The 25855-nt window shown below is 72.1% G+C and carries 22 protein-coding genes and 7 pseudogenes; 14 read left to right on the forward strand and 15 right to left on the reverse strand.

Features of this window, described 5'->3' with window-relative positions:
• Nucleotides 1-244: 244 nt before the first annotated feature.
• Nucleotides 245-1342 (reverse strand): LacI family DNA-binding transcriptional regulator, encoded by a 1098-nt coding sequence (locus ABZU99_RS31695; RefSeq protein ID WP_356048431.1) that lies wholly within the window; start codon nucleotides 1340-1342, stop codon nucleotides 245-247.
• 387 nt (nucleotides 1343-1729) lie between these two features.
• Between ABZU99_RS31695 and ABZU99_RS31700 the strand changes: the two genes are divergently transcribed.
• The 3 genes from ABZU99_RS31700 to eda all read left to right on the forward strand — a co-directional run bounded on the left by ABZU99_RS31700 (nucleotide 1730) and on the right by eda (nucleotide 4970).
• Nucleotides 1730-3385, forward strand: coding sequence for a glycoside hydrolase family 13 protein (locus ABZU99_RS31700; RefSeq protein WP_356048433.1), 1656 nt, complete (start codon nucleotides 1730-1732; stop codon nucleotides 3383-3385).
• Nucleotides 3386-3449: 64 nt separating this feature from the next.
• Nucleotides 3450-4256: a peroxide stress protein YaaA gene (gene yaaA, locus ABZU99_RS31705; protein ID WP_356048435.1), complete on the forward strand. Its 807-nt coding sequence runs from the start codon at nucleotides 3450-3452 to the stop codon at nucleotides 4254-4256.
• A 72-nt stretch (nucleotides 4257-4328) separates the two neighbouring features.
• A complete protein-coding gene (gene eda / locus ABZU99_RS31710) occupies nucleotides 4329-4970 on the forward strand; it encodes a bifunctional 4-hydroxy-2-oxoglutarate aldolase/2-dehydro-3-deoxy-phosphogluconate aldolase (RefSeq protein ID WP_355951298.1) in 642 nt (213 codons plus the stop codon).
• A gap of 42 nt (nucleotides 4971-5012) precedes the next feature.
• Here eda and ABZU99_RS31715 read toward each other — a convergent pair.
• The 5 genes and pseudogenes from ABZU99_RS31715 to ABZU99_RS31735 all read right to left on the reverse strand — a co-directional run.
• Nucleotides 5013-5153, reverse strand: a pseudogene (locus ABZU99_RS31715) (DNA-binding protein); the annotation flags it as partial.
• A 28-nt stretch (nucleotides 5154-5181) separates the two neighbouring features.
• Nucleotides 5182-5325 (reverse strand): annotated as a pseudogene (locus tag ABZU99_RS31720) (bifunctional RNase H/acid phosphatase); the annotation flags it as partial.
• A gap of 9 nt (nucleotides 5326-5334) precedes the next feature.
• Nucleotides 5335-6510, reverse strand: a complete 1176-nt coding sequence (locus tag ABZU99_RS31725; protein ID WP_356048437.1) for a bifunctional RNase H/acid phosphatase — start codon at nucleotides 6508-6510, stop codon at nucleotides 5335-5337.
• Between the two features lie 3 nt (nucleotides 6511-6513).
• On the reverse strand, nucleotides 6514-7257 hold the full coding sequence (locus tag ABZU99_RS31730; RefSeq protein WP_355951476.1) for a C4-type zinc ribbon domain-containing protein: 744 nt from the start codon (nucleotides 7255-7257) through the stop codon (nucleotides 6514-6516).
• Between the two features lie 36 nt (nucleotides 7258-7293).
• Complete coding sequence (locus tag ABZU99_RS31735) at nucleotides 7294-8133, reverse strand: Nif3-like dinuclear metal center hexameric protein (RefSeq protein WP_356048439.1); 840 nt, start codon at nucleotides 8131-8133, stop codon at nucleotides 7294-7296.
• Between the two features lie 381 nt (nucleotides 8134-8514).
• On the opposite strand from ABZU99_RS31735, the pseudogene ABZU99_RS31740 reads away from it, so the two are divergent.
• Nucleotides 8515-9534: pseudogene (locus tag ABZU99_RS31740) on the forward strand (hypothetical protein); the annotation flags it as partial.
• Between the two features lie 706 nt (nucleotides 9535-10240).
• Nucleotides 10241-10411 carry a hypothetical protein gene (locus ABZU99_RS31745; RefSeq protein WP_355951305.1) on the forward strand — a complete coding sequence of 57 codons (171 nt, stop codon included), beginning with the start codon at nucleotides 10241-10243 and terminating at the stop codon, nucleotides 10409-10411.
• 87 nt (nucleotides 10412-10498) lie between these two features.
• On the opposite strand, the pseudogene ABZU99_RS31750 reads toward ABZU99_RS31745, so the two are convergent.
• The 3 genes and pseudogenes from ABZU99_RS31750 to ABZU99_RS31760 all read right to left on the reverse strand — a co-directional run.
• Nucleotides 10499-10745, reverse strand: a pseudogene (locus tag ABZU99_RS31750) (short chain dehydrogenase); the annotation flags it as partial.
• 197 nt (nucleotides 10746-10942) lie between these two features.
• Nucleotides 10943-11521, reverse strand: coding sequence for a class I SAM-dependent methyltransferase (locus tag ABZU99_RS31755; RefSeq protein WP_355951308.1), 579 nt, complete (start codon nucleotides 11519-11521; stop codon nucleotides 10943-10945).
• 351 nt (nucleotides 11522-11872) lie between these two features.
• Nucleotides 11873-13357 (reverse strand): MFS transporter, encoded by a 1485-nt coding sequence (locus ABZU99_RS31760; protein WP_356048442.1) that lies wholly within the window; start codon nucleotides 13355-13357, stop codon nucleotides 11873-11875.
• A gap of 326 nt (nucleotides 13358-13683) precedes the next feature.
• Here ABZU99_RS31760 and ABZU99_RS31765 point away from each other — a divergent pair, with 326 nt between their 5' ends.
• From ABZU99_RS31765 to ABZU99_RS31785, 5 genes and pseudogenes are all read left to right on the forward strand, one after another.
• Nucleotides 13684-14298, forward strand: coding sequence for a class I SAM-dependent methyltransferase (locus ABZU99_RS31765; RefSeq protein ID WP_356048507.1), 615 nt, complete (start codon nucleotides 13684-13686; stop codon nucleotides 14296-14298).
• A gap of 32 nt (nucleotides 14299-14330) precedes the next feature.
• Nucleotides 14331-15251 (forward strand): N-acetylmuramoyl-L-alanine amidase, encoded by a 921-nt coding sequence (locus ABZU99_RS31770; protein WP_356048444.1) that lies wholly within the window; start codon nucleotides 14331-14333, stop codon nucleotides 15249-15251.
• 162 nt (nucleotides 15252-15413) lie between these two features.
• The gene (locus tag ABZU99_RS31775; protein WP_355951316.1) at nucleotides 15414-16238 is read left to right on the forward strand and encodes a hypothetical protein; all 825 of its coding nucleotides are present in this window, start codon (nucleotides 15414-15416) and stop codon (nucleotides 16236-16238) included.
• 145 nt (nucleotides 16239-16383) lie between these two features.
• Nucleotides 16384-16599: pseudogene (locus ABZU99_RS31780) on the forward strand (LLM class flavin-dependent oxidoreductase); the annotation flags it as partial.
• A 67-nt stretch (nucleotides 16600-16666) separates the two neighbouring features.
• On the forward strand, nucleotides 16667-16960 hold the full coding sequence (locus tag ABZU99_RS31785; protein ID WP_355951319.1) for a hypothetical protein: 294 nt from the start codon (nucleotides 16667-16669) through the stop codon (nucleotides 16958-16960).
• 51 nt (nucleotides 16961-17011) lie between these two features.
• On the opposite strand, the gene ABZU99_RS31790 is transcribed toward ABZU99_RS31785, so the two are convergent.
• From ABZU99_RS31790 to ABZU99_RS31800, 3 genes are all read right to left on the reverse strand, one after another.
• Nucleotides 17012-18112, reverse strand: coding sequence for a prenyltransferase (locus ABZU99_RS31790; protein ID WP_355951321.1), 1101 nt, complete (start codon nucleotides 18110-18112; stop codon nucleotides 17012-17014).
• On the reverse strand, nucleotides 18109-18852 hold the full coding sequence (locus ABZU99_RS31795; RefSeq protein WP_356048447.1) for a class I SAM-dependent methyltransferase: 744 nt from the start codon (nucleotides 18850-18852) through the stop codon (nucleotides 18109-18111). The genes ABZU99_RS31790 and ABZU99_RS31795 overlap by 4 nt, the downstream gene beginning before the upstream one ends.
• A gap of 69 nt (nucleotides 18853-18921) precedes the next feature.
• The gene (locus tag ABZU99_RS31800; protein WP_356048509.1) at nucleotides 18922-20205 is read right to left on the reverse strand and encodes a glycosyltransferase family 4 protein; all 1284 of its coding nucleotides are present in this window, start codon (nucleotides 20203-20205) and stop codon (nucleotides 18922-18924) included.
• A gap of 398 nt (nucleotides 20206-20603) precedes the next feature.
• Between ABZU99_RS31800 and ABZU99_RS31805 the strand changes: the two genes are divergently transcribed.
• A complete protein-coding gene (locus tag ABZU99_RS31805; RefSeq protein ID WP_355951327.1) occupies nucleotides 20604-21218 on the forward strand; it encodes a TetR family transcriptional regulator in 615 nt (204 codons plus the stop codon).
• Between the two features lie 195 nt (nucleotides 21219-21413).
• Nucleotides 21414-22034 carry a response regulator transcription factor gene (locus ABZU99_RS31810; protein ID WP_355951330.1) on the forward strand — a complete coding sequence of 207 codons (621 nt, stop codon included), beginning with the start codon at nucleotides 21414-21416 and terminating at the stop codon, nucleotides 22032-22034.
• A 268-nt stretch (nucleotides 22035-22302) separates the two neighbouring features.
• Here the strand turns inward: ABZU99_RS31810 and ABZU99_RS31815 are convergent, their stop codons facing one another.
• From ABZU99_RS31815 to ABZU99_RS31825, 3 genes are all read right to left on the reverse strand, one after another.
• Nucleotides 22303-22557 (reverse strand): ferredoxin, encoded by a 255-nt coding sequence (locus ABZU99_RS31815; protein ID WP_356048450.1) that lies wholly within the window; start codon nucleotides 22555-22557, stop codon nucleotides 22303-22305.
• Nucleotides 22557-24011 (reverse strand): aldehyde dehydrogenase, encoded by a 1455-nt coding sequence (locus ABZU99_RS31820; RefSeq protein ID WP_356048452.1) that lies wholly within the window; start codon nucleotides 24009-24011, stop codon nucleotides 22557-22559. Before ABZU99_RS31820 ends, ABZU99_RS31815 begins: the two co-directional genes overlap by 1 nt.
• 256 nt (nucleotides 24012-24267) lie before the next feature.
• Entirely contained in the window at nucleotides 24268-25002 is a 735-nt protein-coding gene (locus ABZU99_RS31825) for a glycosyltransferase (protein ID WP_356048454.1), read from the reverse strand.
• A gap of 275 nt (nucleotides 25003-25277) precedes the next feature.
• Here ABZU99_RS31825 and ABZU99_RS31830 point away from each other — a divergent pair.
• Together ABZU99_RS31830 and ABZU99_RS31835 are read left to right on the forward strand one after the other, a co-directional pair.
• Nucleotides 25278-25426 (forward strand): annotated as a pseudogene (locus ABZU99_RS31830) (IS5/IS1182 family transposase); the annotation flags it as partial.
• A gap of 160 nt (nucleotides 25427-25586) precedes the next feature.
• Nucleotides 25587-25814: pseudogene (locus tag ABZU99_RS31835) on the forward strand (MBL fold metallo-hydrolase); the annotation flags it as partial.
• Nucleotides 25815-25855: the final 41 nt, after the last annotated feature.

Genomic DNA, 25855 nt, shown 5'->3' on the forward strand with positions numbered 1-25855 from the left:
CAGGTCGAGCTGCTTACCGAAGGGGATCGTGACGTTCCGGCGATAGTCGGCGCCCTCGGGGTCGCTGAGGAGCGTCATGTCGCTGTTGTCCCGGTCGACGAGCCGGTAGACCCGGTCGACGAGCCGGTAGAGGGGGAACGGAAAGGCAGTCCTCGTGGTCCCCGTCCGGGGCCGGAGCCGGGGCCGGAGCCGGAGCCGGAGCCGGGGCCGGGGCCGGGGAGCCGGGGCGTACGCGTCCGTGCCGTCAGATGTCGTGCGGACGGGCCGCGCCTGCTTCCGGTCGCGCTCCCCGCGCCGGTGGGGCGGCCGGGGCGGTGCTGCCCCGCGGAATGACGCGCGTGGGGAAGACGCGGTGCCGGGCGGGGTCGGCGTCCGGGTCCTCGATGATGGACCGGGCCAGCTCCGCGGCGGCGCGTCCGATGTCCACCACCGGCTGGGCGACCGTGGTCAGGTCCAGCCACTCGGCGAGCTGGTGGTCGTCGAAGCCGAGGACGGACATATGGCCGGGGACGTCGATACGGGCCGCCCGCAGGACGCTGATCACCTCGATCGCCACCTCGTCCGACTCGGCGAAGACGGCCGTGGGCGGGTGGCGCAGGCTCAGCAGATGACCGACGGCCTCGCCGATGCCGCGCCGCTGGCGGGCGACGGGGTAGTGGACGAGGTCCTCGTCGTACACCAGGCCGGCCTCCTCGAGGGCCTGCCGGTAGCCGGTCAGCCGCGCCTGGGAGCTCCAGTAGAAGCCGGTGTCGTCGCTGGACTGGAGAAAGGCGATGCGCCGATGGCCGAGGTTGAGCAGGTGGCGCATACCGCGCCGCGCCCCGTCGGCGTCGTCGATGTAGACGCTCGGACGGCCGGGGGCGTGCTGGCTGATGAAGATCACGGGCATCCCGAGCTCGTCCAGCCGGGCGCGCTCCTGGGGCGTGAGATCGAAGGAGACGACGAGCAGCGCGTCGGCGTTGCGCCGGGCGGGCAGCCGGTCGAAGAAGGCGGTGCGTTCGGCCAGGTCGGGGACGCTGTAGACGAGCAGATCGAGATCGGCTTCGCGGAGCACCTGGCTCACCCCGGACAGGGCGGCGCCCAGAAACCATGAGTCCAGGTGGGGTGTCAGGACCGCCACTCGCCGCGTCTTTCCCGTGACCAGGCTGGACGCACTGCGCGAGACGGCGAACGACAGCTCGCGGGATGCCTTTTCGACCCGCTTCCGGGTCTGCGGGGAGACGCTGGACAGACCGCGCAGCGTCCGGGAGACGGTCGAGACGGAGACGCCGGCCCGCTGGGCGACATCGGCCATCGTGGCCTCGCCGTCATGGCCGGCGAGGCCGTCGGGAGCTGCGGACATGGCGGGACGGTAGCACGCGCCCACGGCCATCCGACACGTGCTGGCGGCTTCGGCGACAGGAAATTGTGGCAACGCTGTCATCAGTAATCGCTCGCGTTCTTCCTCGCAACTTTTAGTGAACCGACCGTTGACACCCCTAGCCGTCACCCATAGCTTGCAAACGCTGTCACAGCGGCAGCCCTGACGGAACGGGAGGAGAGCGCTGGCCCTGAGCCGCAGGGCGCTGCTCGCGGGCGCGGGCAGCCTCGCCATGACCGCCGGTCCCACCACCGCGTGCGGGACCAGCAACCTGGACGACTTGCTGACCGAGGCGGAACGGGCGCCCAAGGGAGCTGATCCGACGCGCGCCGTCCCTCACATCCGTACACACACCACCGCGAGGACCTCGTGACCGTTCAGCCCACCGACCCCCACTGGTGGCGGCAGGCCGTCTTCTACCAGATCTATCCCCGCAGCTTCGCCGACTCCGACGGGGACGGCGTGGGTGACCTGCCCGGTGTCCTGTCCCGGCTGCCCTATCTGGCGGATCTGGGCGTCGACGCCGTCTGGCTGAGCCCCTTCTATCCGTCCGCGCTCGCCGACGGCGGCTATGACGTGGCCGACTACCGTGATGTCGATCCGCGCCTGGGCACCCTCGACGACTTCGACCGGCTGATCGCCGAGGCGGACCGGCTGGGCCTCAAGGTGATGGTCGACATCGTCCCCAACCACACCTCCAGCGACCACCGCTGGTTCCAGGAGGCCCTGCGCGCGGCACCCGGCGACCCGGCCCGCGACCGGTATGTCTTCCGCGCGGGGCGCGGACCGGACGGCGCCTCGCCGCCCACCGACTGGGTCTCCTGCTTCGGCGGCCCCGCCTGGACCCGGCTGCCCGACGGCCAGTGGTACCTCCATCTCTTCGCCCCCGAACAGCCCGACCTCAACTGGGACCACCCCGAGGTGCGCGCCGACTTCCTCACCACGCTGCGCTTCTGGTCCGATCGCGGCGTGGCCGGCTTCCGGGTCGACGTCGCCCACGGTCTGGCCAAGGACCTCGTCGACCCGCTGCGCGACATCGGGGAGGTCAGCGGCTACGACCCGGAGGACCTGCCCGAGGACGGCAGCCATCCGCTGTGGGACCGCGACGAGGTGCACGGGATCTTCCGCGAGTGGCGCAAGGTCTTCGACGAGTACGATCCGCCGCGGATCGGCGTGGCCGAGGCATGGGTGCGCGGCGCCCGCCGGGCGCCGTACGCCAGCCCCGACGAGCTGGGCCAGGCCTTCAACTTCGACTTCCTCAACGCCCCGCCCGCCGCCCCCGCGCTGCGCGCCGTCATCGACGGGGCGCTGTCCGCCGCCCGCGAGGCGGGCGCCTCGGCGACCTGGGTGCTCTCCAACCACGATGTGATCCGGCACGCCAGCCGGCTCGCGCTCCCGGACGAGCTGAGCAGGACGGACCGCGAGAGGTGGCTGCTGGTCGACGGCCGTGAGCCGGTGGCCGACCGCGCACTGGGGCTGCGTCGCGCCCGCGCCGCGACCCTGCTGATACTGGCCCTCCCCGGTTCCTCATATCTCTACCAGGGTGAGGAGCTGGGGCTGCCGGAGGTCGCCGACTTGCCGCGCTCCGCGCTCCAGGACCCGACCTGGGAGCGCAGCGGCCACCAGATCAAGGGCCGGGACGGCTGCCGGGTGCCGCTGCCGTGGACGCGCTCCGGGCCGAGTTACGGATTCGGCGACGGCGGGTCCTGGCTTCCCCAGCCGGGTTACTTCGGCGAGCTCTCCGTCGAGGCCCAGGAGGGGGTGGCGGGCTCCACGCTGGAGCTCTACCGGGAGGCGCTGGGGTTGCGCGGGCAGCTGCTCGGGGACGAGGGGCTGGAATGGCTGGACTCGATCGACGGTCCCCACGCCGGTGTGCTGCACTTCCGTCGCTCCAGCGGCTGGCAGTGTCTCAGCAATCTGTCGGCGCGGCCGGTCCCGCTGCCGGCGGGAAGTGAGGTGCTGCTGAGCAGCGGGCCGCTCACCGGTGACGAGGTGCCATCGCATACGACGGTGTGGCTGCGGTAGCCGTAGGCTGCGCGGGGCGGGCCCGCCTCCGGACCCGCCCCGTACCGACCTGTGAGGAGAACCCGTGCTCGTCCTGCTGCCGCCGTCCGAGGGAAAGGCCACGGGAGGCCCCCGGTCCGCCCCGCTGGACCTGGGCTCGCTGTCGCTGCCGCGCCTGGACGAGGCGCGGGCGGAGGTGCTGGACGAGCTGGTGGCGCTGTGTTCGGGCGACGAGGCGAAGGCCGCGGAGGTGCTGGGGCTGAGCGAGGGGCTGCGCGGTGAGGTCGCGAAGAACGCGGCGCTGCGGGAAGCCGGGACGCGCCCCGCCGGGGAGATCTACACCGGTGTGCTCTACGACGCCCTCGGCCTGGCGACGCTCCCCACCGCCGCCCGGCGCCGGGCGGGGCGTTCGCTGCTGGTGTTCTCCGGGCTGTGGGGCGCCGTACGGATCGGCGACCGCATCCCCTCCTACCGCTGCTCGATGGGCGTGAAGCTCCCGGGGCTGGGCGCGCTCGGCACGTACTGGCGGACCCGGACGCCGCTGGCCGACGTCGTGCCGGAGGCCGCCGGAAAGGGCCTGGTGCTGGACCTGCGGTCGGCGGCGTACGCGGCGGCGTGGAAGCCGAAGGGGGAGACCGCGGAGCGGACTGCGACGGTGCGGGTGCTGCAGTCGGCGATCGTGAACGGAGTGGAGAAGCGGTCCGTCGTCAGCCACTTCAACAAGGCCACCAAGGGACGGCTGGTACGGGACCTGCTGCTCACCGGGGCCACGCCGAGCGGACCGGGCGAGCTGGTGGAGGCGCTGCGGGAGCTGGGGTACGCGGTGGAGGCCACGGCGCCGGAGCGGACGGGCCGGCCATGGGCGCTGGATGTGGTGGTGACGGAGCTGTAGCCGATGGGCAAGCCTTGAGGCGCATTGCATCACGCGCAACGATCGTTGCGCATAGCGTGCGGGGGCGACAGGATGAGCGCCGTGACCTCTCGCGCCGCCTCCTCCCCGCTCGACCTCGCCCCCGTCCTCCCCGTCGTCGTCCTCCACGACGCGGCCGACGCCGTACCGTTGGCCCGCGCCCTGGTCGCGGGCGGGCTCCCCGCGATCGAGGTCACCCTGCGCACCCCGGCCGCCCTGGACGCGCTCGGGGCGATCGCCGACGAGGTCCCGGAGGCAGTGGTCGGCGCCGGAACCGTGCTGACCCCCGACCATGTGGAGACGGCCGTCGCGGCCGGAGCGCGCTTCCTGGTCAGCCCGGGGTGGACGGACCGGCTGCTGGGCGCGATGCGTGACTCGGGCGTGCCGTATCTGCCGGGGGTCTCGGCCACGTCGGAAGTCGTGACGCTGCTGGAGCGCGGGGTGACCGACATGAAATTCTTCCCGGCGGAGGCCGCCGGAGGTACGGCCTACCTCAACTCCCTCGCCTCACCCCTGCCCCAGGCCCGCTTCTGTCCCACCGGCGGCATCAACGCCTCGCGCGCCCCGGAGTATCTGGCCCTGCCCAACGTGGCCTGCGTGGGCGGCACCTGGATGCTCCCGCCGGACGCCCTGGAGGCGGGCGACTGGGCGCGGATCGAGTCCCTGGCCCACGAGGCGGCGGCGCTCCGCGCCTGACACCGGCTGCGACCACCGGGCTGCGACTGCCTCACACCGCGATTACCCCGCGGCCAGCCGGACCCGGTCGCCGCAGAGCTTGGTCATGTCGTCCATGTCGGAGGTCAGCATGACGACGGGACGCTGTGGCTTGAGGGCGATCACCACCACGGCCGCGTCGATCGCGTACTCGGGGCCGCGCAGACGGAGAACCTGCTGCCGAGTCGGGTTGCTACCGCAGATGTGACGTTTCGTTCAGCAGCCGCAGCGACGCGTTGCCGTCGCCGTAGTACGCCAGCGCCGACAGCGACGCCGCCGACAGCTCCATCCGGAACAAGGACTCCGGCGGGGCGCCCAGAGCCAGCCTCACCAGGGTGTCGGGTTGCTACCGCAGATGTGACGTTTCGTTCAGCAGCCGCAGCGACGCGTTGCCGTCACCGTAGTACGCCAGCGCCGACAGCGACGCCGCCGACAGCTCCATCCGGAACAAGGACTCCGGCGGAGCGCCCAGGGCCAGCCTGACCAGGGTTTTGATCGGCGTCACATGGGTGACGACGAGCACCGTGCGGCCCGGGTAGCGGGCGATCAGTTTGTCGCGGGAGAGGGCGACCCGGCGGGCCACCGCCGCGAAGCTTTCGCCGCCGCCGGTGGGGGCGGCCTTGGAAGAGGCGAGCCAGGCTGCCAGGTCGTCCGGGTAGCGCTCCTTGACCTCGGCGAAGGTCAGGCCCTCCCAGGCGCCGAAGTCCGTTTCGCGCAGCCCCTCGTCGACGCGGGCGTCGAGGCCGAGGCGGGCGGCCACCAGGTCGGCGGTCTCGCGGCAGCGCCGCAGGGGGGAGGTGACGATGGCCTGGATGGTGCCGCGTGCGGCGAGGGCCGACGCGACGCGCTCGGCCTGGTGGCGGCCGATCTCCGACAGTTCGGGGTCGGTGCCGCCGCTGCCGGAGAAGCGCTTCTCGGGGGTGAGCGGCGTCTCGCCGTGCCGGAGCAGGACGAAGGTGGTGGGGGCCCCGAGGTCGGCGGAGCCCCAGCCCACGGAGGGGGAGGCCGTGGCGGCGGGCTCGGCGAGAGCGTCGTCGGCGGGGGCGGGGGCCTCGGGCGCGGCCGTCGCCAGCGTGCCGCCCGGCGGCACCTTCGGCTGCCACTGCTCGCCGCGCTTGCCCGCGTCCATGGCCTCGTTGGCGAGCCGGTCCGCGTGCTTGTTCTGCTCCCGCGGGATCCACTGGTACGTCACCTGGCCGGGCGGGAAGACCGACTTGGCCTCGGCGGCGAGCGGCCGCATGTCCGGGTGCTTGATCTTCCAGCGGCCGGACATCTGCTCGATGACGAGCTTGGAGTCCATCCGCACCGCGACCTGGGCTTCCGGGTCGAGGGCGTACGCGGCCCGCAGGCCGGCGATCAGGCCCTTGTACTCGGCGACGTTATTGGTCGCGGTGCCGATGTACTCGGCCGCCTCGGCGAGCGTTTCGCCGGTCTGCGGGTCGAGGACGGCGGCGCCGTAGCCGGCCGGGCCCGGGTTGCCCCGGGAGCCGCCGTCCGCCTCGACGATGAAGCGCCGTGCCATCGCCTACAGTCCCGACTCGGGCGTACGAACCAGGATGCGGCGGCAGTTCTCGCACCGCACCACCGCGTCGGGGGCGGCCGCTCGCACCTCGTTGAGCTCGGTGATCGCGAGCTCCTGGCGGCAGCCGTCGCAGGCCCGCTGGTAGAGCCGGGCCGCGCCGACGCCGCCCTGCTGCTCGCGCAGCTTGTCGTAGAGCCCCAGCAGATCGGCGGGGATGGTCCTGGAGACGACCTCGCGCTCCTTGGTGACGGTCGCGATCTCGGCGTCGATCTCCTCGGCCGCCGCGCCCCGCCGCGCCGTGACCTCGCGGATCTTCGTCTGGAGGGACTCCAGCCGGCCGGTCAGCTCGGTGATCCGCTCCTGCGCGGACTCGCGCCGCTCCATGACCTCCAGGACGACGTCCTCCAGGTCACCCTGGCGCTTGGCGAGGGAGGCGATCTCGTGCTGCAGGTTCTCCAGGTCCTTGGGGGAGGTGATGGCTCCGGAGTCGAGACGCTGCTGGTCGCGGGCGGCGCGCTGGCGCACCTGGTCCACGTCCTGCTCCGCCTTCGTCTGCTCGCGGGCGGTGTCGCTCTCCTCGGTCTGCGCGGCGACGAGGAGGTCACGCAGCTGGGTCTGGTCGGCGGTCAGGGTCTCGATCTCGGCGTGCTCGGGCAGCGTCCGGCGCTTGTGCGTGAGCTGTGAGAGCCGGACGTCGAGGGCCTGGACGTCGAGGAGGCGGATCTGGTCGGCGGGCGCGGCGTTCAGCTTGGGGCTCCCAGGGATGGTGGAGGAACGGAGGACTTAGACGGACGGGGCGGGGGCCGCCGCGTGGGCCGTCCACGGGTCGGTGACCGTACGGGAGACATGGGTCCGCAGATCCCAGCCGTGTCGGTCGGAGATCTCGTCGAGCTGGGCCGCGGCCTGTTCGGTCCAGGGCCATTCGGTGGCCCAGTGCGCGGCGTCCAGCAGCGCGACATCGCTGCGCTCACGTGCTTCCGAGGACGGGTGGTGGCGCAGATCGGCGGTGAGATACGCGTCGACCCCGGCCGCGCGCACCGCGTCGAAGAGGCTGTCGCCGGAGCCGCCGCTGACCGCGACCGTACGGATCGTACGGTCCGGGTCGCCCGCGGCACGGATCCCCTGGGCCGTGGCGGGCAGCCGGGCGGCGGCGCGCCCGGCGAACTCCCGCAGCGTCTCGGGGCGGTCGAGCTCACAGATCCGGCCGAGGCCCCGGCGGCCCGCCGGATCGGTCGGATCGGGCACCAGCGGGCCGGTGATCCGCAGATCGAGCGCGCCGGCGAGGGCGTCGGAGACGCCGGGGTCGGCGGTGTCGGCGTTGGTGTGCGCCACGTGCAGCGCGATGTCGTTCTTGATCAGGGTGTGCACCACCCGCCCCTTGAAGGTGGAGGCGGCGACCGTCGTCGTGCCCCGCAGATAGAGCGGATGGTGGGTGATCAGCAGATCGGCCCCGAGCTTCACCGCCTCGTCGGCGACTTCCTGGACGGGGTCGACGGCGAACAGCACCCGGGAGACCTCGGCTCCGGGGTCGCCGCACACCGTGCCCACGGCGTCCCACTGCTCAGCCCGCTCGGGCAGCCAGAGTGCGTCGAGGGCGGCGAGAACGTCGTTGAGTGCGGGCACGGGGCAAGGCTACCTCCCGGATCACCGGGAAGCCTTGCCTACACCTTCACTCCGCGCGACGGCCCCGCGACGGCCCCGCGACGGCCCCGCGACGGCCCCGGAAAGCCTCTCCGGCAGCCGCGGATCAGTGGACCAGAAGTCGTCACGGTCGGCTTGTGGGGCCGATGTCCCCGCCGAGCGTCCGCGCCTTCTTCTCGTACGGGTCGAGACCGCGTCGGCTTCGGCGCCGCGGTCCAGGGCCGCGCCGTTGCCTACAGCACATTCATCCGCGACCTCTCAGGCGAATCGGGCAACAGCCACACGTACGGGTGGATCAACCCCCTTACCGCCCATGCGCAGGGAGTGCGAAACCTACGTTCAATGGCCGGAGGTGACTGAACGATGACCGCATGTGCCTTCGACGCCGCCATCACCGCGGGCGTCAGCGCCCGGCCACGAGGGGTTTTCACCATCGCCTCGGACCGCTCGTACGGCGCGCGGCTCGCGCTCGGCGGAGAGCCGGGCTGCTGGTTCCCCGAGCGCTGGACGCTGGACGGACCCGAGCCCTACGCGGTGCCCCTGCCCGCCGCCCAGCCCGAGGAGCCGGACAGCGAGCTGCTGCCGCTCGCCGACGGGCAGGTGCTGATCCACCGCCGGGTGGCCGGCCACCACGCGTTCTCGCTGATCTACCCGACCGGGCCCGGTACCGGCGAGCGGCCGCTCGGCTCCCTCGACCGGGCCGATGTCTCGCTGCTGCCGCCCGCCCCCGGGGGCCTGTGTGCCTTCGCACTGGCGCGCGGGCCGCGGTCCACCTCGGTGTGGCTGGTGCACGGCGCCGCCCTCGGCCCCCAGCACCTCGCCGAGGTGCCCGGCCGCTGCACCGGCGGCAGTTGGCTGGACCGTACGGGGCGGCTGCTCGCCCTCGACCGCGAGCTCGACGGCCGCACCAAGACCGTCGTCGTGGATCTGCGGCGCGGGGGCGAGACCAGCCCGCTGCTGCAGATCACCGAGCGGAGCAACGACCGGCTGCTGCTCGCCGACCCCGACAGCGGTCTGCTGCTGCTGCGGTCCGACGCGCCGGGCGACGAGCGGCTCGGGTGGGGCGTCCTCGGCTCCGCCCGGCCGGTCCGGTTCCCTGACTGCCTGCGGCCGGCGGCCCAGTCGGAGGCCACGCCGTTCGCCGTGCAGCCGGGGCAGGTGCTGACGCCGGAGGGGTGCTGGGTCGCCTTCCGGATCGACGGCCCGGCCGGGACCGGACGGCCGTGGGTGGGCGTATGGCGCCCGGCGGAGCGGCAGTTGCGCCAGTTCTCGGCGCCTGAGGGCTGGCTTGCGGGCGCGGGTCTGTGGACCCGGTACGGCGAGCTGCGGCTGCCGTACACGACGCGTCAGGTGCCGTGCGGGTTGGCGCGGGTGCGGCCGCCGGGCGCGGCGGGGGCGACAGGGGTGGCAGGGGTGGCAGGGGTGAGCGGAGCGACAGGGGCATCGGAGGCCCCGGGAGCGGCGCCGGAGGCGGCGTCAACGGCGGCTCCGATGGCGGCTCCGGTAGCCGTGCGCGTTCCGGCGGCGGTGCGGGTTCCGGCGCGGAGGGTCGTCCAGATGCCTCGTGCCCTGGCCGCCCGTACGGCGCCCGTCGCACCGTCGCCCCGCACGGCACCCCGGGCGGCCCCCACCGTCGGCATCACCCCGTGGACCAGGGTCGAGGGCGGTACGGCATCCGGGTTCGCGGGCGGCGCCGTCCCGACGCCGCTGCCGGACCGGGCGCCGGGGCCCGGGTCGGCGAGGGACGCCGGGTCCGGGGTCGAGCCCTGGGTCGGGACCGGGTCATGGGCCGGGGTCGAGCAGGAGACCGGGCCCGACCCGGGCACCGGCCCGGAGCCCGTCGCGGCGGGGGCCGGGTCCGCGGCCGCTCTGCGGCCCGTACCGCTCCAGCAGGCGCCGCTCGCCCGGCCCCGGCAGCCCCGCCCACCCCGGTGGGTGAGAGATCAGCATCCTGGTTAAACTTCGGGCGGGGGCTGCGCAGCCATGCGTTCCGTACACTCGCGGGGCGTTTTTGCGGTGGTGCGTAGTGACATCCTGGCCAGCCCCTCTCGCACAGTACGGAGCGATTTGATGGGGTGACTTCCCACCTATGTCCGAAACCCACATCGACACGACCCAGGCGCGCCCGCAGGACGCCGCCGCGGCCCAGGCCGATGCCGGTCAGGGCAAGCACCGGGGGCAGGCAGCGTCCGAGGAGGCGCAGGCGCCGGTCCACGGCCGCCACCGCCGCCCGGGCGAAAACGGGGCCGTGCGGGCGTGACCACGACACCCCCGAGGTGTCCTCGATCGCCGGACGGGCCGGATCTTCCTGGAAGATCCGGCCCGTCCGGCGTTTGGGACCGGGCGCCACGAGTTCCCGCGCCTGCGCGAAGTCGGCCACATCGCCGGCATGGGCCGTGGCCCGGCCGCCGGCGGCCCGGATCTCCTCGGCCACCTCCTCCGCGGGTCCGGCCGACGCCTCCGCGGGTCCGGCCGGACGCCTCGCCCGAACCGTCGCGGCAGCCCTGCCCGAGGTCGTTGACGACCACCTGGGCTCCCAGATGCCCCAGTTCACGGGCCTCGGCGCGGCCCAGTCCACGTCCGGCGCCGGTCACGACCCGCCGTCACCTGGATGCGGCCGGTGCCGTCCGGGCCCTGCTCCTGCCACGAACCGACGTAGCAGCGGCCGGGGGCGGCCTGCCACCGGCAAGTCGCCCCCCGCTCAGCCCCAGAGACGCGCTGCTCCGGCAGCGGATCGTGTCCTGAGTCCCGTTCTCGTCAACGGCGCCGCGTCCCGCCTCTCAGCTGAAGCTCAGAACGGGGTGAACTCCTCGAAGGACGGCTCGAACGAGGGGTCGGGCAAGCGAATAGCCTTGCAGCGAGTCACTGGTTTGGCCCGGGGATCAGCGGCCGGGAAGGCGTCGGGAATCACCGTCCACCCCAGGTTTCGCTCGTAGTAGTGGACGGCGCTCAGCACTGACGGCGCCCAGGCGTCATCGAGGACGATCAGTCCGCCGGGCCGGACAATCTTGCGCAAGAAGTAGAGATCGACGAAGACTTCATGGAAACGGTGACTCCCGTCCACGAATGCCGCGTCGGCGGAGAGACCTTCGGTGAGGAGTTGCGGGAGCGCGATCGACGAAGGAGCGAGCACAAGCGAGGCGATCGATTCCAGCCCCGCGGAGCGCAGCAGGTCCCAGCCGACATTAGACCAAACACGTTCTTGAAACGGGTCGATGATGACGTGCCGGGGATGCGGCGGGTTAACGGTGACCAGCGCCTCACCGATCGCGAGCGCGGAACTGGCGTAAGCGAGACCGACCTCGACAACCGTCTGCGCGCCCTCGGATACCAGCAGGTCGCGCAGCAGGTCGCAATCGCGTTCGGGCACGGTGACCCTCTCGAAGTCTGCCTCACCATCCCGCGTCCACGGTGGCCCCTCCTGGGCGAGCCGACGGCGTACCTCGCTGACCCGCGTCCTACGTTCATCCGCTTTCATCGGCCTGACCACCCCTCCACGCTAGTGGTGTTTCCGATCCCAGGGCACCTCCCGCAAGCCCCCCCACACGCACCCGGGCAGCCGCCTCCCGCTCCTCCAGCATTCCCAGCACCGACGCCACCGCGCACCCCTCGATCACGAAGCGGACACAAGACGCCACACGCCTCCCTCGCTACCAGCGAAACCATGCCTGACCGCAGAAATCAAGGGATCATGTTCGGTTGGGATACGGCTTCTCAAGGGCTATGAGGAGGAGCGGTCGTCGGCGCTCGCGGCGCCGCCGGGCGGTGTGCGCGGCAACAGCGCCGCCATCAGCAGCACCGCCCCCGCGATGATCCCCGTGGCCACGGTGAACGCCTGCCCGTAGCCGGCCGCCAGCGCCTCCTCGGCCCGCGCACCACCACGGGTGCCGGCCGCGATCCGCTCGGCCGCGACCGTCGCCAGCACGGTGAGGCCGAGCGCGCCGCCGATCTGCCGGGAGGTGTTGACGAGCCCCGCCACCAGCCCGGCCTCGGACGGGGCCGCGCCCGAGGTGGCGGCCGCGGCCAGTGGGGTCATCATCAGACCCGCCCCCAGCGACATCACGATCGCCGGGCCCAGAACGGTCCCCAGGAAGGTCCCGTCGGCCTCCATCCGGCTCTGCCAGGCGTAGCCGACGACGGCCAGCGACCCACCCGCCATCGCCAGCGCCTTCCCGTCGAACCTCACCATCAGCCGGGGTGCGAGCTTCGAGCCGAGGACGATCGAGAAGCTGTGCGGGAGGAAGGCGAGACCGGCCTTGACGGGGCTGTAGTGCAGCACGTTCTGCAGATACAGCGACATGAAGTACCACATCGCGAACATACCGCCGCCGCACACCACCATCACCGCGTTCGCCGCCGTGACCGCCCGGATCCGGAACAGCCGCAGCGGCATCAGCGGCTCCCGCGTACGGGCCTCGACGGCCAGGAATCCACCCAGCAGCGCCACCCCACCGAGCAGCGGTACGAGCGCTTCGGCGGCGCCCCAGCCGTGCGGCTCGGTCTGCACGATGCCGTACGCGAGCGCCGCGACGCCCGCCGTGACCAGCACCGCGCCCGGCACGTCGAGGCGGCGCGCCGCCCCGGACCGGCTCTCGGTCAGCCACAGCGCCGCGGCCACCAGCACCAGCGCGCCCACGGGCACATTGACCAGCAGCACCCAGCGCCAGGAGAGGTAGTCGGTGAGCAGCCCGCCGACGAGCGCGCCCGCCGCTCCCCCGCCCGCGCCGACCGCCGTCCAGGTGCCGATGGCCCTGTTGCGGGCCGCACCGTGCGGGAAGGTGGTGGTGAGGATGGTGAGCGTGGCCGGTGAGAGCACGGCCGCGCCCAGCCCCTGCACGGCACGGGCCGCGAGCAGCTGCCACGGCTGCTGTGCGAGCCCGCCCGCCAGGCTGGCGGCGGTGAACAGGGCGAGCCCGACGAGAAAGACCCGCTTGCGCCCGAAGAGATCCGCCGCCCGCCCACCGAGCAGCAGAAACCCGGCCAGGGTGATCGCGTACGCGTTGACCACCCACTGCAGCCCGGTCTCGCCGAGCCCCAGGTCGGTGCGGATGGACGCCAGCGCGACATTGACCACGGAGATGTCGAGCACGACGAGGAACTGCCCGGAGCAGGCCGCCAGCAGCACCGCCCAGGCGGGCGGCGCGCCGCGCGGGGCGGCGGCGGGTTCCGTACCGGGCGGGGAGGGGTAAGGAGTGCGGGCGGTCATGCTCATGATGCTCGCATCAGCGACCTGCCCGCCGCATCGGCATTTCGGCGCATCCGACGGACCGCACCGGGCGTAGGACTCCGGCCCGAAGCGGCTGCGGGCGCGCGGGCGCGGCGCCGCGCTGAAATACAAAGGGGTGCCGTACGTAGAAGCGGCTGCGGGCGCGCGGGCGCGGCGGGGGCGCTCGTGCCGAAGCCCCTCCCCCGAGTCCGGCCGGCCAGGCCATGCGGCACGATGGCCCGGTGACCCAGCCTGCCGCCGCCCGCACGGCCTCCGAGACCCCCGACCCCGCGACCCTCGCCGCCTTCGAGGCCGCGAAGGGCTTCATGCCGCTCGACGAGGGGCTCGCCCTGTACGCCGCCGCCCGCGAGGTGGCCGCCGGGCTCGGGCTGCCGTTGCTGGAGGTCGGCACGTACTGCGGGCGGTCGACGATTCTGCTGGCCGACGCCGCCCGTGCCGCCGGGACGGTCGCCGTCACCGTGGACCACCACCGGGGTTCCGAGGAGCAGCAGCCGGGCTGGGAGTACCACGATCCGGATGTGTTCGACCCCGAGGTCGGGCGGATGGACACGCTGCCCACCTTCCGGCGCACCCTGCACCGGGCCGGTCTGGAGGACCATGTCATCGCCGCCGTCGGGCGGTCCCCGCAGGTCGCGGCGGTCTGGGGGCGCCCGGTGGGGCTCGTGTTCATCGACGGCGGGCACACCGACGAGCACGCGAGCGGCGACTACGAGGGCTGGGCGCCGCATGTCGCGCCCGGCGGGCTGCTCGTCATCCACGACGTGTTTCCCGACCCGGCCGACGGCGGTCAGGCGCCGTACCGGATCTACCGCCGCGCCCTCGCCTCGGGTGCGTTCGCCGAGGTCTCCGCGGTCCGCTCGCTGCGCGTACTGCGCCGTACGGGGGGTACGGCAACCGCCGGTAAGGGTCCCGGCGCCTGAGCGGCGCCCCTCGCACGGCTACCATCGCCAGAGTGTCCAACGGCAGCTTCTTCTCCGAGCCCGGTCGCCGCGGCGGCACTCTCGCCATCGTCCTGGCCGCGCTGATACCCGTCGGCTTCGCCGGCTGGCTGCTGTGGAGCTCGGCGGGCGGGGACGAGGGGCAGGACGGCGGCCGGGGAGCGTCCGGCGGGCCCACGATGTCCTCGACCTCGTCCCCGCCGCCACCGTCGTCGCCGGCCTCGCCGGCCTCGCCGACCTCGCGAGGATCGTCGTCCGGCAAGCCCCTCAAGGGGCAGGTCGTGGTGCTCGACCCCGGCCACAACCCCCATAACCGCGATCACCCGTCCCGGATCGGGCGCCTGGTGGACATCGGCACCAGCAAGAAGGAGTGCGACACCACCGGCACGGCCACCGACTCGGGTTACGCGGAGGCGTCGTTCACGCTCGATGTCGCACGCCGCGCCCGTGCCCTGCTCCAAGCGCGGGGGGCCACGGTGACGTTCACCCAGGACGGCGACCGGCCGTACGGGCCGTGTGTGGACGAGCGGGCACGGATCGGGAACACGGCACACGCCGACGCGGTGGTCTCCATCCACGCGGACGGCGCGGCCGCCGGGGAGCGCGGCTTCCATGTGATCCTGCCCAAGTCGGTGCACGGCGGCGGCGCGGACACCTCGGCGATCGCCGCCCCGTCCCGTCGTCTCGGAGAGCGGCTGCTCAGCCGGTTCACCAAGGCCACCGGCAGCCAACCGGCCGACTACATCGGCGACGGCAGCGGGTTGAACGTCCGCGGCGACCTCGGCGGGCTCAACCTCTCCACCGTGCCGAAGGTGTTCATCGAGTGCGGCAACATGCGGGACGCGAAGGACGCGGCGCAACTGACCGACGCGAAGTGGCGCGAGCGCGCGGCCGGCGGTATCGCACAGGGCATTACGGACTTCTTGAACGAGTAGCACTCCGGCGACCCGAACGGGAGGTCACGACCGGGATACCGATGGGACACCCACCGTCTCCGCCTCTTGATTCACCCGTACGATGGGGCCCACCCCCGACGCCTTCGCGCCACGCGCCTGGCGGCAGCGCTAGACCCGACGAAACCGACAAAGGACCTCACGTTGAACATCCGCTCGCTCACTCGAGGCGACGGCGTGGTGATCGGAGCAGCGGTGCTGCTGTTCATCGCCTCCTTCCTCGACTTCTACACCATCGATTGCAGCGGTGACTTCTGCCCTGACAACACCGGCGAGAACGGATGGAAGTCCGACTTCTTCCCCGTACTGCCCTCGATCTTCCTCGCCGGTGTGATCGCCGCGGTGCTCATCGTCTCCGCGCGCTTCCAGCCCGCGGGCCGCAATCTGTTCGGGCTCACGCTCGATCAGTGGGGCACCGCGCTCGCGGTGTTCGCGGCGTGGAGCTCGCTGTGGACGATCATCGGTGGCCCTGACCAGCTCGACAAGGGCGTCGGGCAGATCCTCGGCCTGATCGCCACCCTGGCGATGGCGGCCGTCGCGCTGCTCACCCAGCGCGTCCCGGCCCTGAAGGCCCCGCTGATGAGCGCCACCGGTCCGGGCGCGGCCCCGTACGGCGGCCAGGCCCCGCAGCCGGGTTACGGCTACCCGGGTCCGGGCGCCCAGCCCGGCGCCCCGGCGCCATACGGTGCGCAGCCCGGCCAGCCCCAGTCCGGTCCGCAGTCCTTCGGCGCCCAGCAGCCGGCCCCGGCGGCTCCGGCTGCGGGCGGCGGCGACTTCGCCCCGTTCTGGTTCGCGGTTCCGGTGGCCCGGCCGCTGTACGCCGAGGACGGTTCGTCGAGCACCATCGCCGAACTGGCCCCCGGCACCTGGTACCTGGCTGTCGAGCAGCGCGGTCAGGCGCTGGTCGCCCAGACCCAGGACGGCCGCCGTGGCGTGCTGCAGGACACCACGGGGATTCAGCGCGGCTGACGCCGACAGCTGACGCCTGACGTCGTTCGGCCCCTCGTCCGGTTCTTCGGAGCCGGAGGAGGGGCCATTGTCATTCCCGCACCCCGCCCGTACAGTCCGGCCGGGTTCGCGCACGCACCGACCGGCGAGGAGCGGGGGGCTCATCATGCGGCTCGGCCTGGCGCTCGGCTACTGGGGCCGCGGCCCCGACCCCCGTCGTCTCGAACTCGCCTAGGAGGCCGAGCGGTTGGGCTACCACTGCGTGTGGACCGCCGAGCCCTGGGGCTCGGACGCCTTCGCCCCGCTCACCTGGCTCGCCGCCCACACCAGCCGCATCCGGCTCGGCACGGCGGTCGCGCAGATGGCCGCCCGCGCGACCGCGTGAGGCCGGACCGCGTGAGGCCGGACCCTATCGGTTTGGGTCGGTCCAGGGCGGCAACACGAGCGGCATGTCGCCAAGTTATCGCAACAGAAACAATCAGGCGGCGACCGTCGTCGCGGTCGTCGCGGACGTCACCGCATTCATCCTCGGCCTGTGGATACTCTTCTCGCTCCTCGACGCGAACCGCGCCAACGACCTCGTGAACTTCGTCCACGACGCCGCGCGCTGGCTCGCGAGCTGGTCGTACGACCTGTTCACGATGGACGTCGAGTGGCTGAGGACGGTTCTCAACTATGGCCTGCCGGCGCTGGTCTACCTGTTCATCGGACACGCTCTGGCCGGACGCATCCGACGGGGCTGACCCCGTGAAACCCGCTCGGCTCCGCCCCGGGCTCCGGGGCGGAGCTCCGGCCTATCCGCAGCAGTCCGAGTCCAGCCCCAACGGGAGGCGCTCGCCGCCGAAGACGGCCGTCGTCGCCTCGTCACCGCCCAGCGCCGCCACGGCCAGCAGCAGCGATCCGGCCGTCCAGGTCGTCCGCTCCTCCGGCCACACCGCGTCGTCCTCGTAGACGTACCCCGTCCAGTACATGCCGTCCTCGGCGCGCAGCCGCGGCTGGATCCACCGCAGGATGTCCACGGCGCGGTCGGATTCGCCCATCGCCCACAGCGCGAGCGCCAGTTCGCAGCTCTCGCCCCCGGTGATCCAGGGGTTGGTGGACACGCAGCGCACCCCGAGCCCCGGCACCACGAAGCGGCCCCAGCCGGCCTCGATGCGCTCCTTGGCCGCGGCGCCGGTGAGGGCGCCGCCGAGGACCGGGTAGTACCAGTCCATCGAGTAGTGGCCCTTGTCGAGAAAGCGCTCGGGGTGGTGCCGTATGGCATGGCCGAGCAGCCCGGTCGACAGCTCCCAGTCGGGCTGCGGCTCCTCGCGGTGGTCGGCGATGGCCAGCGCGCAGCGCAGCGCCTGGTGGATGGAGGACGAGCCGGTCAGCAGGGCGTCGGGGTCCGCGGTGCCGTCCGCGGCGCGCCGCCAGCCGACCTGGCCGCCGCTCTGCTGGAGGCCGAGCACGAACTCGACGGCCGCGTAGACGGTGGGCCACAGCCGGTCGAGGAAGGCGTCGTCGCCCGTGGCCAGGTAGTGGTGCCAGGCGCCGACGGCGATGTACGCGCAGAAGTTGGTCTCGCGGGCGCGGTCGGTGGGCGCGGCGGCGGCCACTCCGCTCGCCGTGTCGGGATAGGCCGCGTACCAGGAGCCGTCGGGGTTCTGGTGGTCGGCCAGCCAGCGGTAGGCGGCCTCGGCGCGCTCGTGCTCGCCCGCCGTGTCCAGGGCCATCGCGGCCTCGATGTGGTCCCACGGATCGAGGTGGTGGCCGCGGAACCACGGGATGGCGCCGTCCTCGCGCTGGACGGCGGCGATGCCCTCGACCGTGCGCAGCGCCTCCTCGGCGGTGAGGACCCCGGGCAGGACGAGCCGTTCGGTACGGGGGCCGGGGCGGCGGTCGTACGCCGTCACGCCCGGGCCTCGCGCGGCGCGTTCGGCTTGGTCGCGTACGCCACGAAGCTCTTGCCGATCAGCGGGTTCAGCGCCCGCTCGGCCGCCCGGGTGGCCAACGGCTTCTTCATGATGTCCCAGACCAGCAGCTTGTGGTACGCGCGCACCGGCAACGGCGCCGCATCCCCGTCCTTGTCGACTCCGAAGGCGCATTTCAGCCACCAGTAGGGGCTGTGCAGGGCGTGGGCGTGGTGGGTGCCGTACGGCCGCAGCCCGGCCTCCCGCATCCGCTCCAGGAGTTCATCGCCGCGGTAGATCCGGATGTGGCCGCCCTCGACCTCGTGGTACGCGTCCGACAGCGCCCAGCAGACCTTCTCGGGGCCGTAGCGCGGCACGGTGACCGCGATCCGGCCGCCGGGGCGCAGCACCCGCACCATCTCGGCGAGCACACCCTTGTCGTTCGGTATGTGCTCCATCACCTCGGAGATGATCACGACGTCGAAGCTGTCGTCGGGGAAGGGCAGCGCGAGCGCGTCCCCCTCCATGGCGGTGGCCGTGGCACCGGCGGGGGCCTCGCCGGCCTCCTTCATGGCGGCGAACCACTTGGCGACCTCGCGTATCTCTTCGCCGTTGCGGTCCAGCGCGACGACGTGGGCACCGCGCCGGTAGCACTCGAAGGCATGCCGGCCGGCGCCACAGCCCAGATCGAGAACGCGATCGCCGGCGGCGAGCGGGAAGCGGGAGAAATCGACGGTCAGCACGGGGGTCTGCTTTCGTCAGGCGGGATCGTGGGGGTGGGTTGAGGCAGAGAGACGAGGCGGATCGGGAGGTCAGGGGCGCCGGGCGCCGATGGCCGCGCGGTAGTGCTCGACGGTGCCACGGGCGGCCTGTTCCCAGGTGAAGCGCCGCAGCACCCGCTCACGGCCCGCCGTGCCGAGCCGCCGCCGGAGGTCCGGGTCGTTCAGCAGCCGCAACAGGGCCGCGGCCAGCGCCCCGGCGTCGCCGGGCGGGACGGCGAGGCACGTCTCGCCGTCGGGGCCCGCGACCTCGGGGATGGCGCCACCGGTGGTGGCGACCAGCGGGGTGCCGGTGGCCATCGCCTCGGCGGCGGGCAGCGAGAACCCCTCGTACAGCGACGGCACACAGGCGATCTGGGCACCGCGCACCAGGTCCACCAGCTCGGCGTCGCTGATGCCCTTGACGAACTCCACGGCGCCCGTGAGCCCGTAGCGGGACATGGCCGCGGCCACCGGGCCCTCCTCCGGCCGCTTGCCGACGACCACGAGGTGCGCCTCGGGGGCCTCCGTGCGGACCTTCGCGAGCGCCTCGATGAGATACACCAGGCCCTTGAGCGGCACATCGGCGCTCGATGTCGTGACGATCCGGCCGGGTATGTGCGGTACGGCGGGGTCGGGCGAGAACAGCCGGGTGTCCGCGCCGATGTGCACCACGTGCACCCGTCCCGGCCGTACCCCGAGGTGGTCGACGATCTCCCGGCGGGAGGAGCCGGAGACGGTGAGCACCGAGGGCAGCCGCCGGGCCACCCGCTTCTGCATGCGGGTGAAGCCGTACCAGCGGCGCACGGAGGCGCGGCGCTTCCAGCCGTCCGCGGCGTCCAGCTCCAGCTGCCGGTCGACGGTGACCGGGTGGTGGATGGTGGTGACCAGGGGGAAGCCGAGCCGCTCCAGGCCGAGCAGTCCGTAGCCGAGGGTCTGGTTGTCGTGCACCACGTCGAACTGCTCGCGGCGGGCGGCCAGATGGCGGCGGGCGCGCAGACTGAAGGTGAGCGGCTCGGGGAAGCCGCCGGTCCACATGGTGGAGACCTCCAGCGCGTCGATCCAGTCCCGGTACTCCTCGCGCCCCGGCGTGCGGAACGGGTCGGGCTGGCGGTAGAGGTCGAGGCTCGGCAGCTCGGTGAGGGTCACGCCCGCCTCGGCGTCGAGCACCGGATAGGGCTGGGCGCCGATGACCTCGACGGTGTGGCCGAGCCGGGCGAGTTCCCGGGAGAGATGGCGCACATAGACGCCCTGGCCCCCGCAGAAAGGGTTCCCCTTGTAGCTGAGCAGTGCGATGCGCAGCGGTCCGTCGGTGTCGGCGGGGGGCGCCGTCGGCAGCGGGCCTCGAAGGTGGTCGGCCCCGGTCTCCTGCGCGGCCTCTGCGGTCACTCGCGCCCCCTCCTTGGTGCAGTTCAGCGGGAGCGTAACCGCTTCCGATTATCTAGAACAAGTTTCACTATCGGATCCCCCCGAGAGGAATCGAAGATACCCGCCCCGGCGGCCCGCTCCAGGGCCGGGACGGGTGATCCCTACCACTCGGTAGCGGGGGCCGGTCCGGGACCGTACGGCGACCGCGGCGATACCGCTACGAACTGCGCAGACAGGGGCGCGGCGGCCGTCCGCCGCGCTAGCCTAGAACGAGTTTCAGTAACTCGCACGACCAGGCCGACCCTGCCATCATGCACGATGTCCACTTGTCGACGACCCGCAGACGCAACACACCCGAAGTGGGGCACATGACCGCAGAAGTCAAGCCGGCCTCCCTGCAGCTGACCGAGCGGCAGGAGGCGCGCCGCCGGCGCATCCTGCACGCCAGCGCCCGGTTGGCCAGCCGCGGCGGCTTCGACGCGGTCCAGATGCGCGAGGTCGCGGAGAGCTCCAGTGTCGCGCTCGGCACCCTCTACCGTTACTTTCCGTCCAAGGTCCATCTGCTGGTCGCGACCATGCAGGACCAGCTGCAGCACATGCACGAAACGCTGCGCAAGCACCCGCCGACCGAGGAGGACCCGGCCGCCCGGGTCGCGCAGACCCTGATGCGCGCCTTCCGCGCGCTGCAGCGCGAGCCCCATCTGGCGGACGCGATGGTGCGGGCGCTCACCTTCGCCGACCGATCGGTCAGCCCGGAGGTGGACACCGTCTCCCGGCTCACCACCGCGATCATCCTCGACGCGATGGGGCTGGAGGGCCCGCCGACGGCCGAGCAGCTCTCCGCCGTCCGCGTCATCGAGCACACCTGGCACTCGGCGCTGATCACCTGGCTCTCGGGACGCGCCTCGATTGCCCAGGTCAAGATTGACATCGAGACGGTCTGCCGCCTCATCGATCTCACTGCTCCGGCTCCGTCCCACTAGCCGGCGCACGGGGGCGCATGCGGCGCTCATCGCGCCCCATGTAGCGCGGGAGCGGTTGATTGTGCGCCCGCACGCCCCCCGTTGGCTTGAATTCCGCGTTCACGGCATGGGCAATCCCGGTATTCATGAACGGCGCGCGACAGAGCGACAACCGCGTGCGACGGAAGCAGGACATCAATGGGGGTGGAGAAGTTCGTGATCCGGGTACTTCTGGTGCACGATTCATGCCTGCTGCGCTCGGCGCTGGCATCACTGTTACGGGCCGAGCCGGACATCGACGTGGTCGCGTCCTCCTGGCGTGACGCGCGCAGCAGAGCCCGTTCCTCGCAGCCGCATGTCTGCGTGGTGGACACGGACTCCGCGGGTCCCGACGGGGTGGCGCGCAAGGGTGATCTAGCGAAGATCGTAAGCCTGGCCTCCAGTGAGGACGGTGAGTGCGGACTGCTCGTGCTGGCCCACGCCGGACGGCCCGGCCCGTTGCGCCGCGCCCATGAGGCCCAGGCCCTCGGCTATATCGACAAGAACGCCCCGCCACAGCGTCTTCTGGACGGCATTCGGCAGGTGGCCAAGAAAAAACGGTTCGTCGATGATTCGCTGGGCTACGGCTTTCTCCAGGCCGCCGAAATCCCGCTGACCGACCGTGAGTTGGGCGTACTGTCCCTGGCCGCCGACGGCTCCTCGATCCCGGAGATCGCCCGGACTCTGCATCTGTCCAACGGGACGATCCGCAACTATCTGGCCGCGATCACGCGCAAGACCGGGGCACGCAACCGTGTGGACGCCATACGGATCTCCCGGGGCGAGGGGTGGGTCTGAGGACAGGGTGAGACACAGGCGCGGGCCGGGGCCGGCGGTCGGCCGGCACCTGCCCGCGCACCGGGTGCCCGGATCGGCGGTCAAGGCCCGGGGGGCACCGCCGGTTCGCGGTGTACACGAAGACTTCCACGCCACGAGCGAAGCCGAACAGTCACAAGTGTCATGAAGAGGTCGTGCAATGCGCACGAATAATTCGCAACGGGCCAGGTCCGAAAGGTAGAGGACCCGCGGACCGTCCGAGGGCGGAGCTACTCGTCCGGGGGCGGAGCTACTCGTCCGGGGGAAACACCGGTTCGCCGCTTCCCAGGAGCCGGATGGCGATCGCCTCCACCGGACACCCCTCGGCCGCCGCCGGCACCGCCTCGGCCGCCGCCGGCACCGCCTCGGACGCGTCCGCCTCCGTCGCGACCGGCCACGACTGCCGCGCCCCCTCCAGCCGGAACCCACCGGGCGCGGTGGACACGCACATCCCCGAGCCGACGCACGCCCCGCCGTCCACCCCGATCCGCCAGCGGTCCCCCATCAGCCGTCCCACCCCCGCGGCAGATGGATCGTCTTGTGCTCCAGGTATGCGCAGTACCCCTCGGGCCCGAACTCCCGCCCGATGCCGCTGTTCTTGTAGCCGCCGAAGGGCCCGGACATATCGAGGCCGAAGGTGTTGACGGAGTAGGTGCCGGTGCGGATGCGCCGGGCGAACTCGACGCCGCGCCCGACGTCCGCCGTCCAGACACTGCCGGACAGGCCGTACTCGGAGTCGTCGGCGATACGGGCCGCCTCCTCCTCGTCCCCGTACGGCAGCAGACAGACCACCGGGCCGAAGATCTCCTCACGGGCGATCCGCATCGCGTTGTCGACGTCCCCGAACAGCGTCGGCTCGACGTACCAGCCCTGCTCCCGCCCCGCCGGGCGCCCGCCGCCCGTCAGCACCTTGGCGCCCTCCCGCTGCCCGAGCGCGATGTAGTCCAGCGACCGCTTCTGCTGCCGCCGCGCGACCAGCGGTCCGACCTGTGTCGCGGGGTCCAGCGGATCGCCGACGACCAGGGCGGAGGCGGCCGCCGTGAGGCGCTCGGCGATCTCGTCGTAGTGGGCGCGCGGCGCGAGGACACGGGTCTGGGCCACGCAGGCCTGCCCGTTGTTCATCCACGCGATGGGCACGATGCCGGCGACCGCCGCCTCCAGATCGGCGTCCGGCAGGATGACCGCCGCGGACTTGCCGCCTAACTCCAAGGTGATTCGGGTCAGTTGACGCGAGGCGACCTCCATCACCCGTTTTCCGGCCGTCACCGACCCGGTGAACGAGACCTTGTCCACCCCCGGGTGCCCGACCAGATACTCGCTGACGTGGCGGCCCGCCGGAAGGATCGACACCACCCCCTCCGGCACCCCCGCCTCCGCCACGATCTCGGCAAGGATGCAGGAGTCCAGCGGGGTCTCCGGCGAGGGCTTGAGGATCACCGAGCACCCCGCCAGCAGCGCGGGCGCCAGCTTCGCCGCGGCCGCGAACTGCGGCACGTTCCAGGGCACCACGGCCGCGACCACCCCGACCGGCTCACGCCGCACCAGCAGCGGCCCCAGCCCGGCCCGGCGCTCCTCGTGCGGGAAGTCGCGCGCGACCGCGATCGCCGACTCCCAGACCATCACCGCGCCGAGCGCCTGGGCGCGCACGCTCCAGGAGTAGGGAGAGCCGTTCTGCGCGCTGATGACCCGGGCGATCTCCTCATGCCGTGCGGCGATGGCGTCCTTGATGCGGGTGACCACCACGATCCGCTCGTCCAGGCTCGTACGGGCCCACGGCCCCCTGTCGAACGCCGTACGCGCCGCCGCCACCGCCCGGTCCACATCCGCCCGCGAGGCGTGCGGCACCCGTCCGATGACCTCCTCGGTGTGGGGCGAGACGACCTCGATGGTGTCCGTGCCCGCCGGTTCGGCCGGCGCCCCGCCGATGAAGAGCTGCCCGTGCTCGATGAGGTCGCCCATCGCTGATGCCTCCCGCCCAGGAGCACCATCCCAGCGCTCCGTACACCTGACGCCGCATCAGAACTGATACCAGTTCTCGACAAACTAAGCCAGTCTCGTGACGGAATGGGATCCACCAGTGGCTTTGACCCCGACCGCCGGAGCTTTGGGCCCACTCGCAGCTGCCCTGCGCCCCACAACGGTGACCGGGCCCGCGCGGTCAGATCTCCTCAGTGCGCCGCAGGCGCGGCGCACTGCTCCGCGAGCGCAGAGGATCTCACGACCATGCCCAACCGACCTCCCGCATTGCCCGGGCCCGCCGTATGCCCGCTTCTATTCGAGTGGCTGCCTCCGCCGGATCCCAGTAGCGATGAGCCGCGGTGGTCTGGTCGGGGTGTTTCCGGTAAAGGATGCTCGGCTCCGCGATGAACTCACCGGGGGCGATTACTTCCGCGGCAAGCAGCAGGGCCACCCCTTCGGCGCCGGTCAGTGCAGGCCAACCGCCGAGTGCAAGCACGAGAGGACGGTGTGCGGCAAACGTTGTCGTCTGCACGGACAGACGGCCTTCCACCACCTCGTCGAAGAACCTGCCAGGCTCGACGGGGCCGCCCGGAGGGTCGTTGGGTCCCGGTGATGTACTGCCGCCGTCTTCGTGAAGGTCAAGGCACGCGGAAACACACCACGGAACTCGCTCCAGTGTCTCGATGTCGCGTTCGAGGGCTCCTGGCAACAACACGTCATCGGCGTCCAGGGTCCGGATCAACTCGCCTGTCGCACGTGCGAGAGCATGTGTGCGTGCCACCGCCACGCGCCCTCGTAGTCCGGATTCGACCGAGATCCTGGGATCCTGGGGAAGGATGTCGGCGGTGATTCCGGGGTGACCGTCCTCTTGGACGCACCATTGCCATTCCCAGCCGCCCGGAAGCTTCTGCTCGCGCAGGGATTCGTAAGTCTCGTCAATGTAGCGATGGCCGCCGTTGTGTACAGAGGTGATGATGCTGATCGTGGGCACGGGGCGTTCCTCTCCAAAAGGCCGGCTCGGGCCGCAAGTGATCACGATAACCAGCAATGGCCAAAGATGTACTGGTGTTTTTGCCATCCATGGGCCCTGAGCCATCCGATGAGCCATGGGGACCGCGATACCTGATCGTCCATCACTTCACGAACGCCCCGGCAGGCGATTGCTGTGGGAGCTGTTGCTCAATTTCGGCCCTGCGTGACGTCGGCCGAGCACGAAAAATGGGCACCCGGCCGGGCCGAACCCGCCAACCACGCGCTCGGGCGCTCCTGATGGCCCGCGCCCGGGTCCCCGGGACCGGTCTCGGACGGCCCCGGACCCGGCCAAAGGCCGTGATCGCGGACCGCGCACACCCTCCTCACGCGCGATCCGCGACCACCTGCGCCGCCCACGCATCCGGTCGGACCGTCCGCGGCCGGTCCGAGGGGCCCAAGGGCAGCCAACAACGGCCGGTGACGGCACCTTGATGGCTGGTCAGCGCAGGTCGAGCGAAGTCGTCACCGGTATCCCTGATGGGTAATCAGTTCTCGCTATAATGGGCAATGGCCGCACCGGCCCGCGGGGGCCGCGGAGACGGGAAGCGCCTCACCGGTCTGCTCGCCCTCCTCACCACCCCGCTCACCCCCTGGCGGCTCGCCGAGACCATGGAGTGGAACCGCCCCTGGGACCGGATCCCCTACGGCTCCCGCACCATCGCGGTCTCCGAGGCGGAGGCGCATCTGCGCCGTCTGGTGAAGCTGGGCAGGGCGGAGCCGGTCCCGGGCACGGACCCGGTCGCGGATCGGGCCCTGACTCCGGCCGCTTGAGACGAACATCTCCGGCGGTTTCCGGATAGCCAACTTCACCG

Origin of the sequence: Streptomyces sp. NPDC005266 (assembly GCF_040607655.1) — a bacterium.
GTDB lineage: Bacteria > Actinomycetota > Actinomycetes > Streptomycetales > Streptomycetaceae > Streptomyces.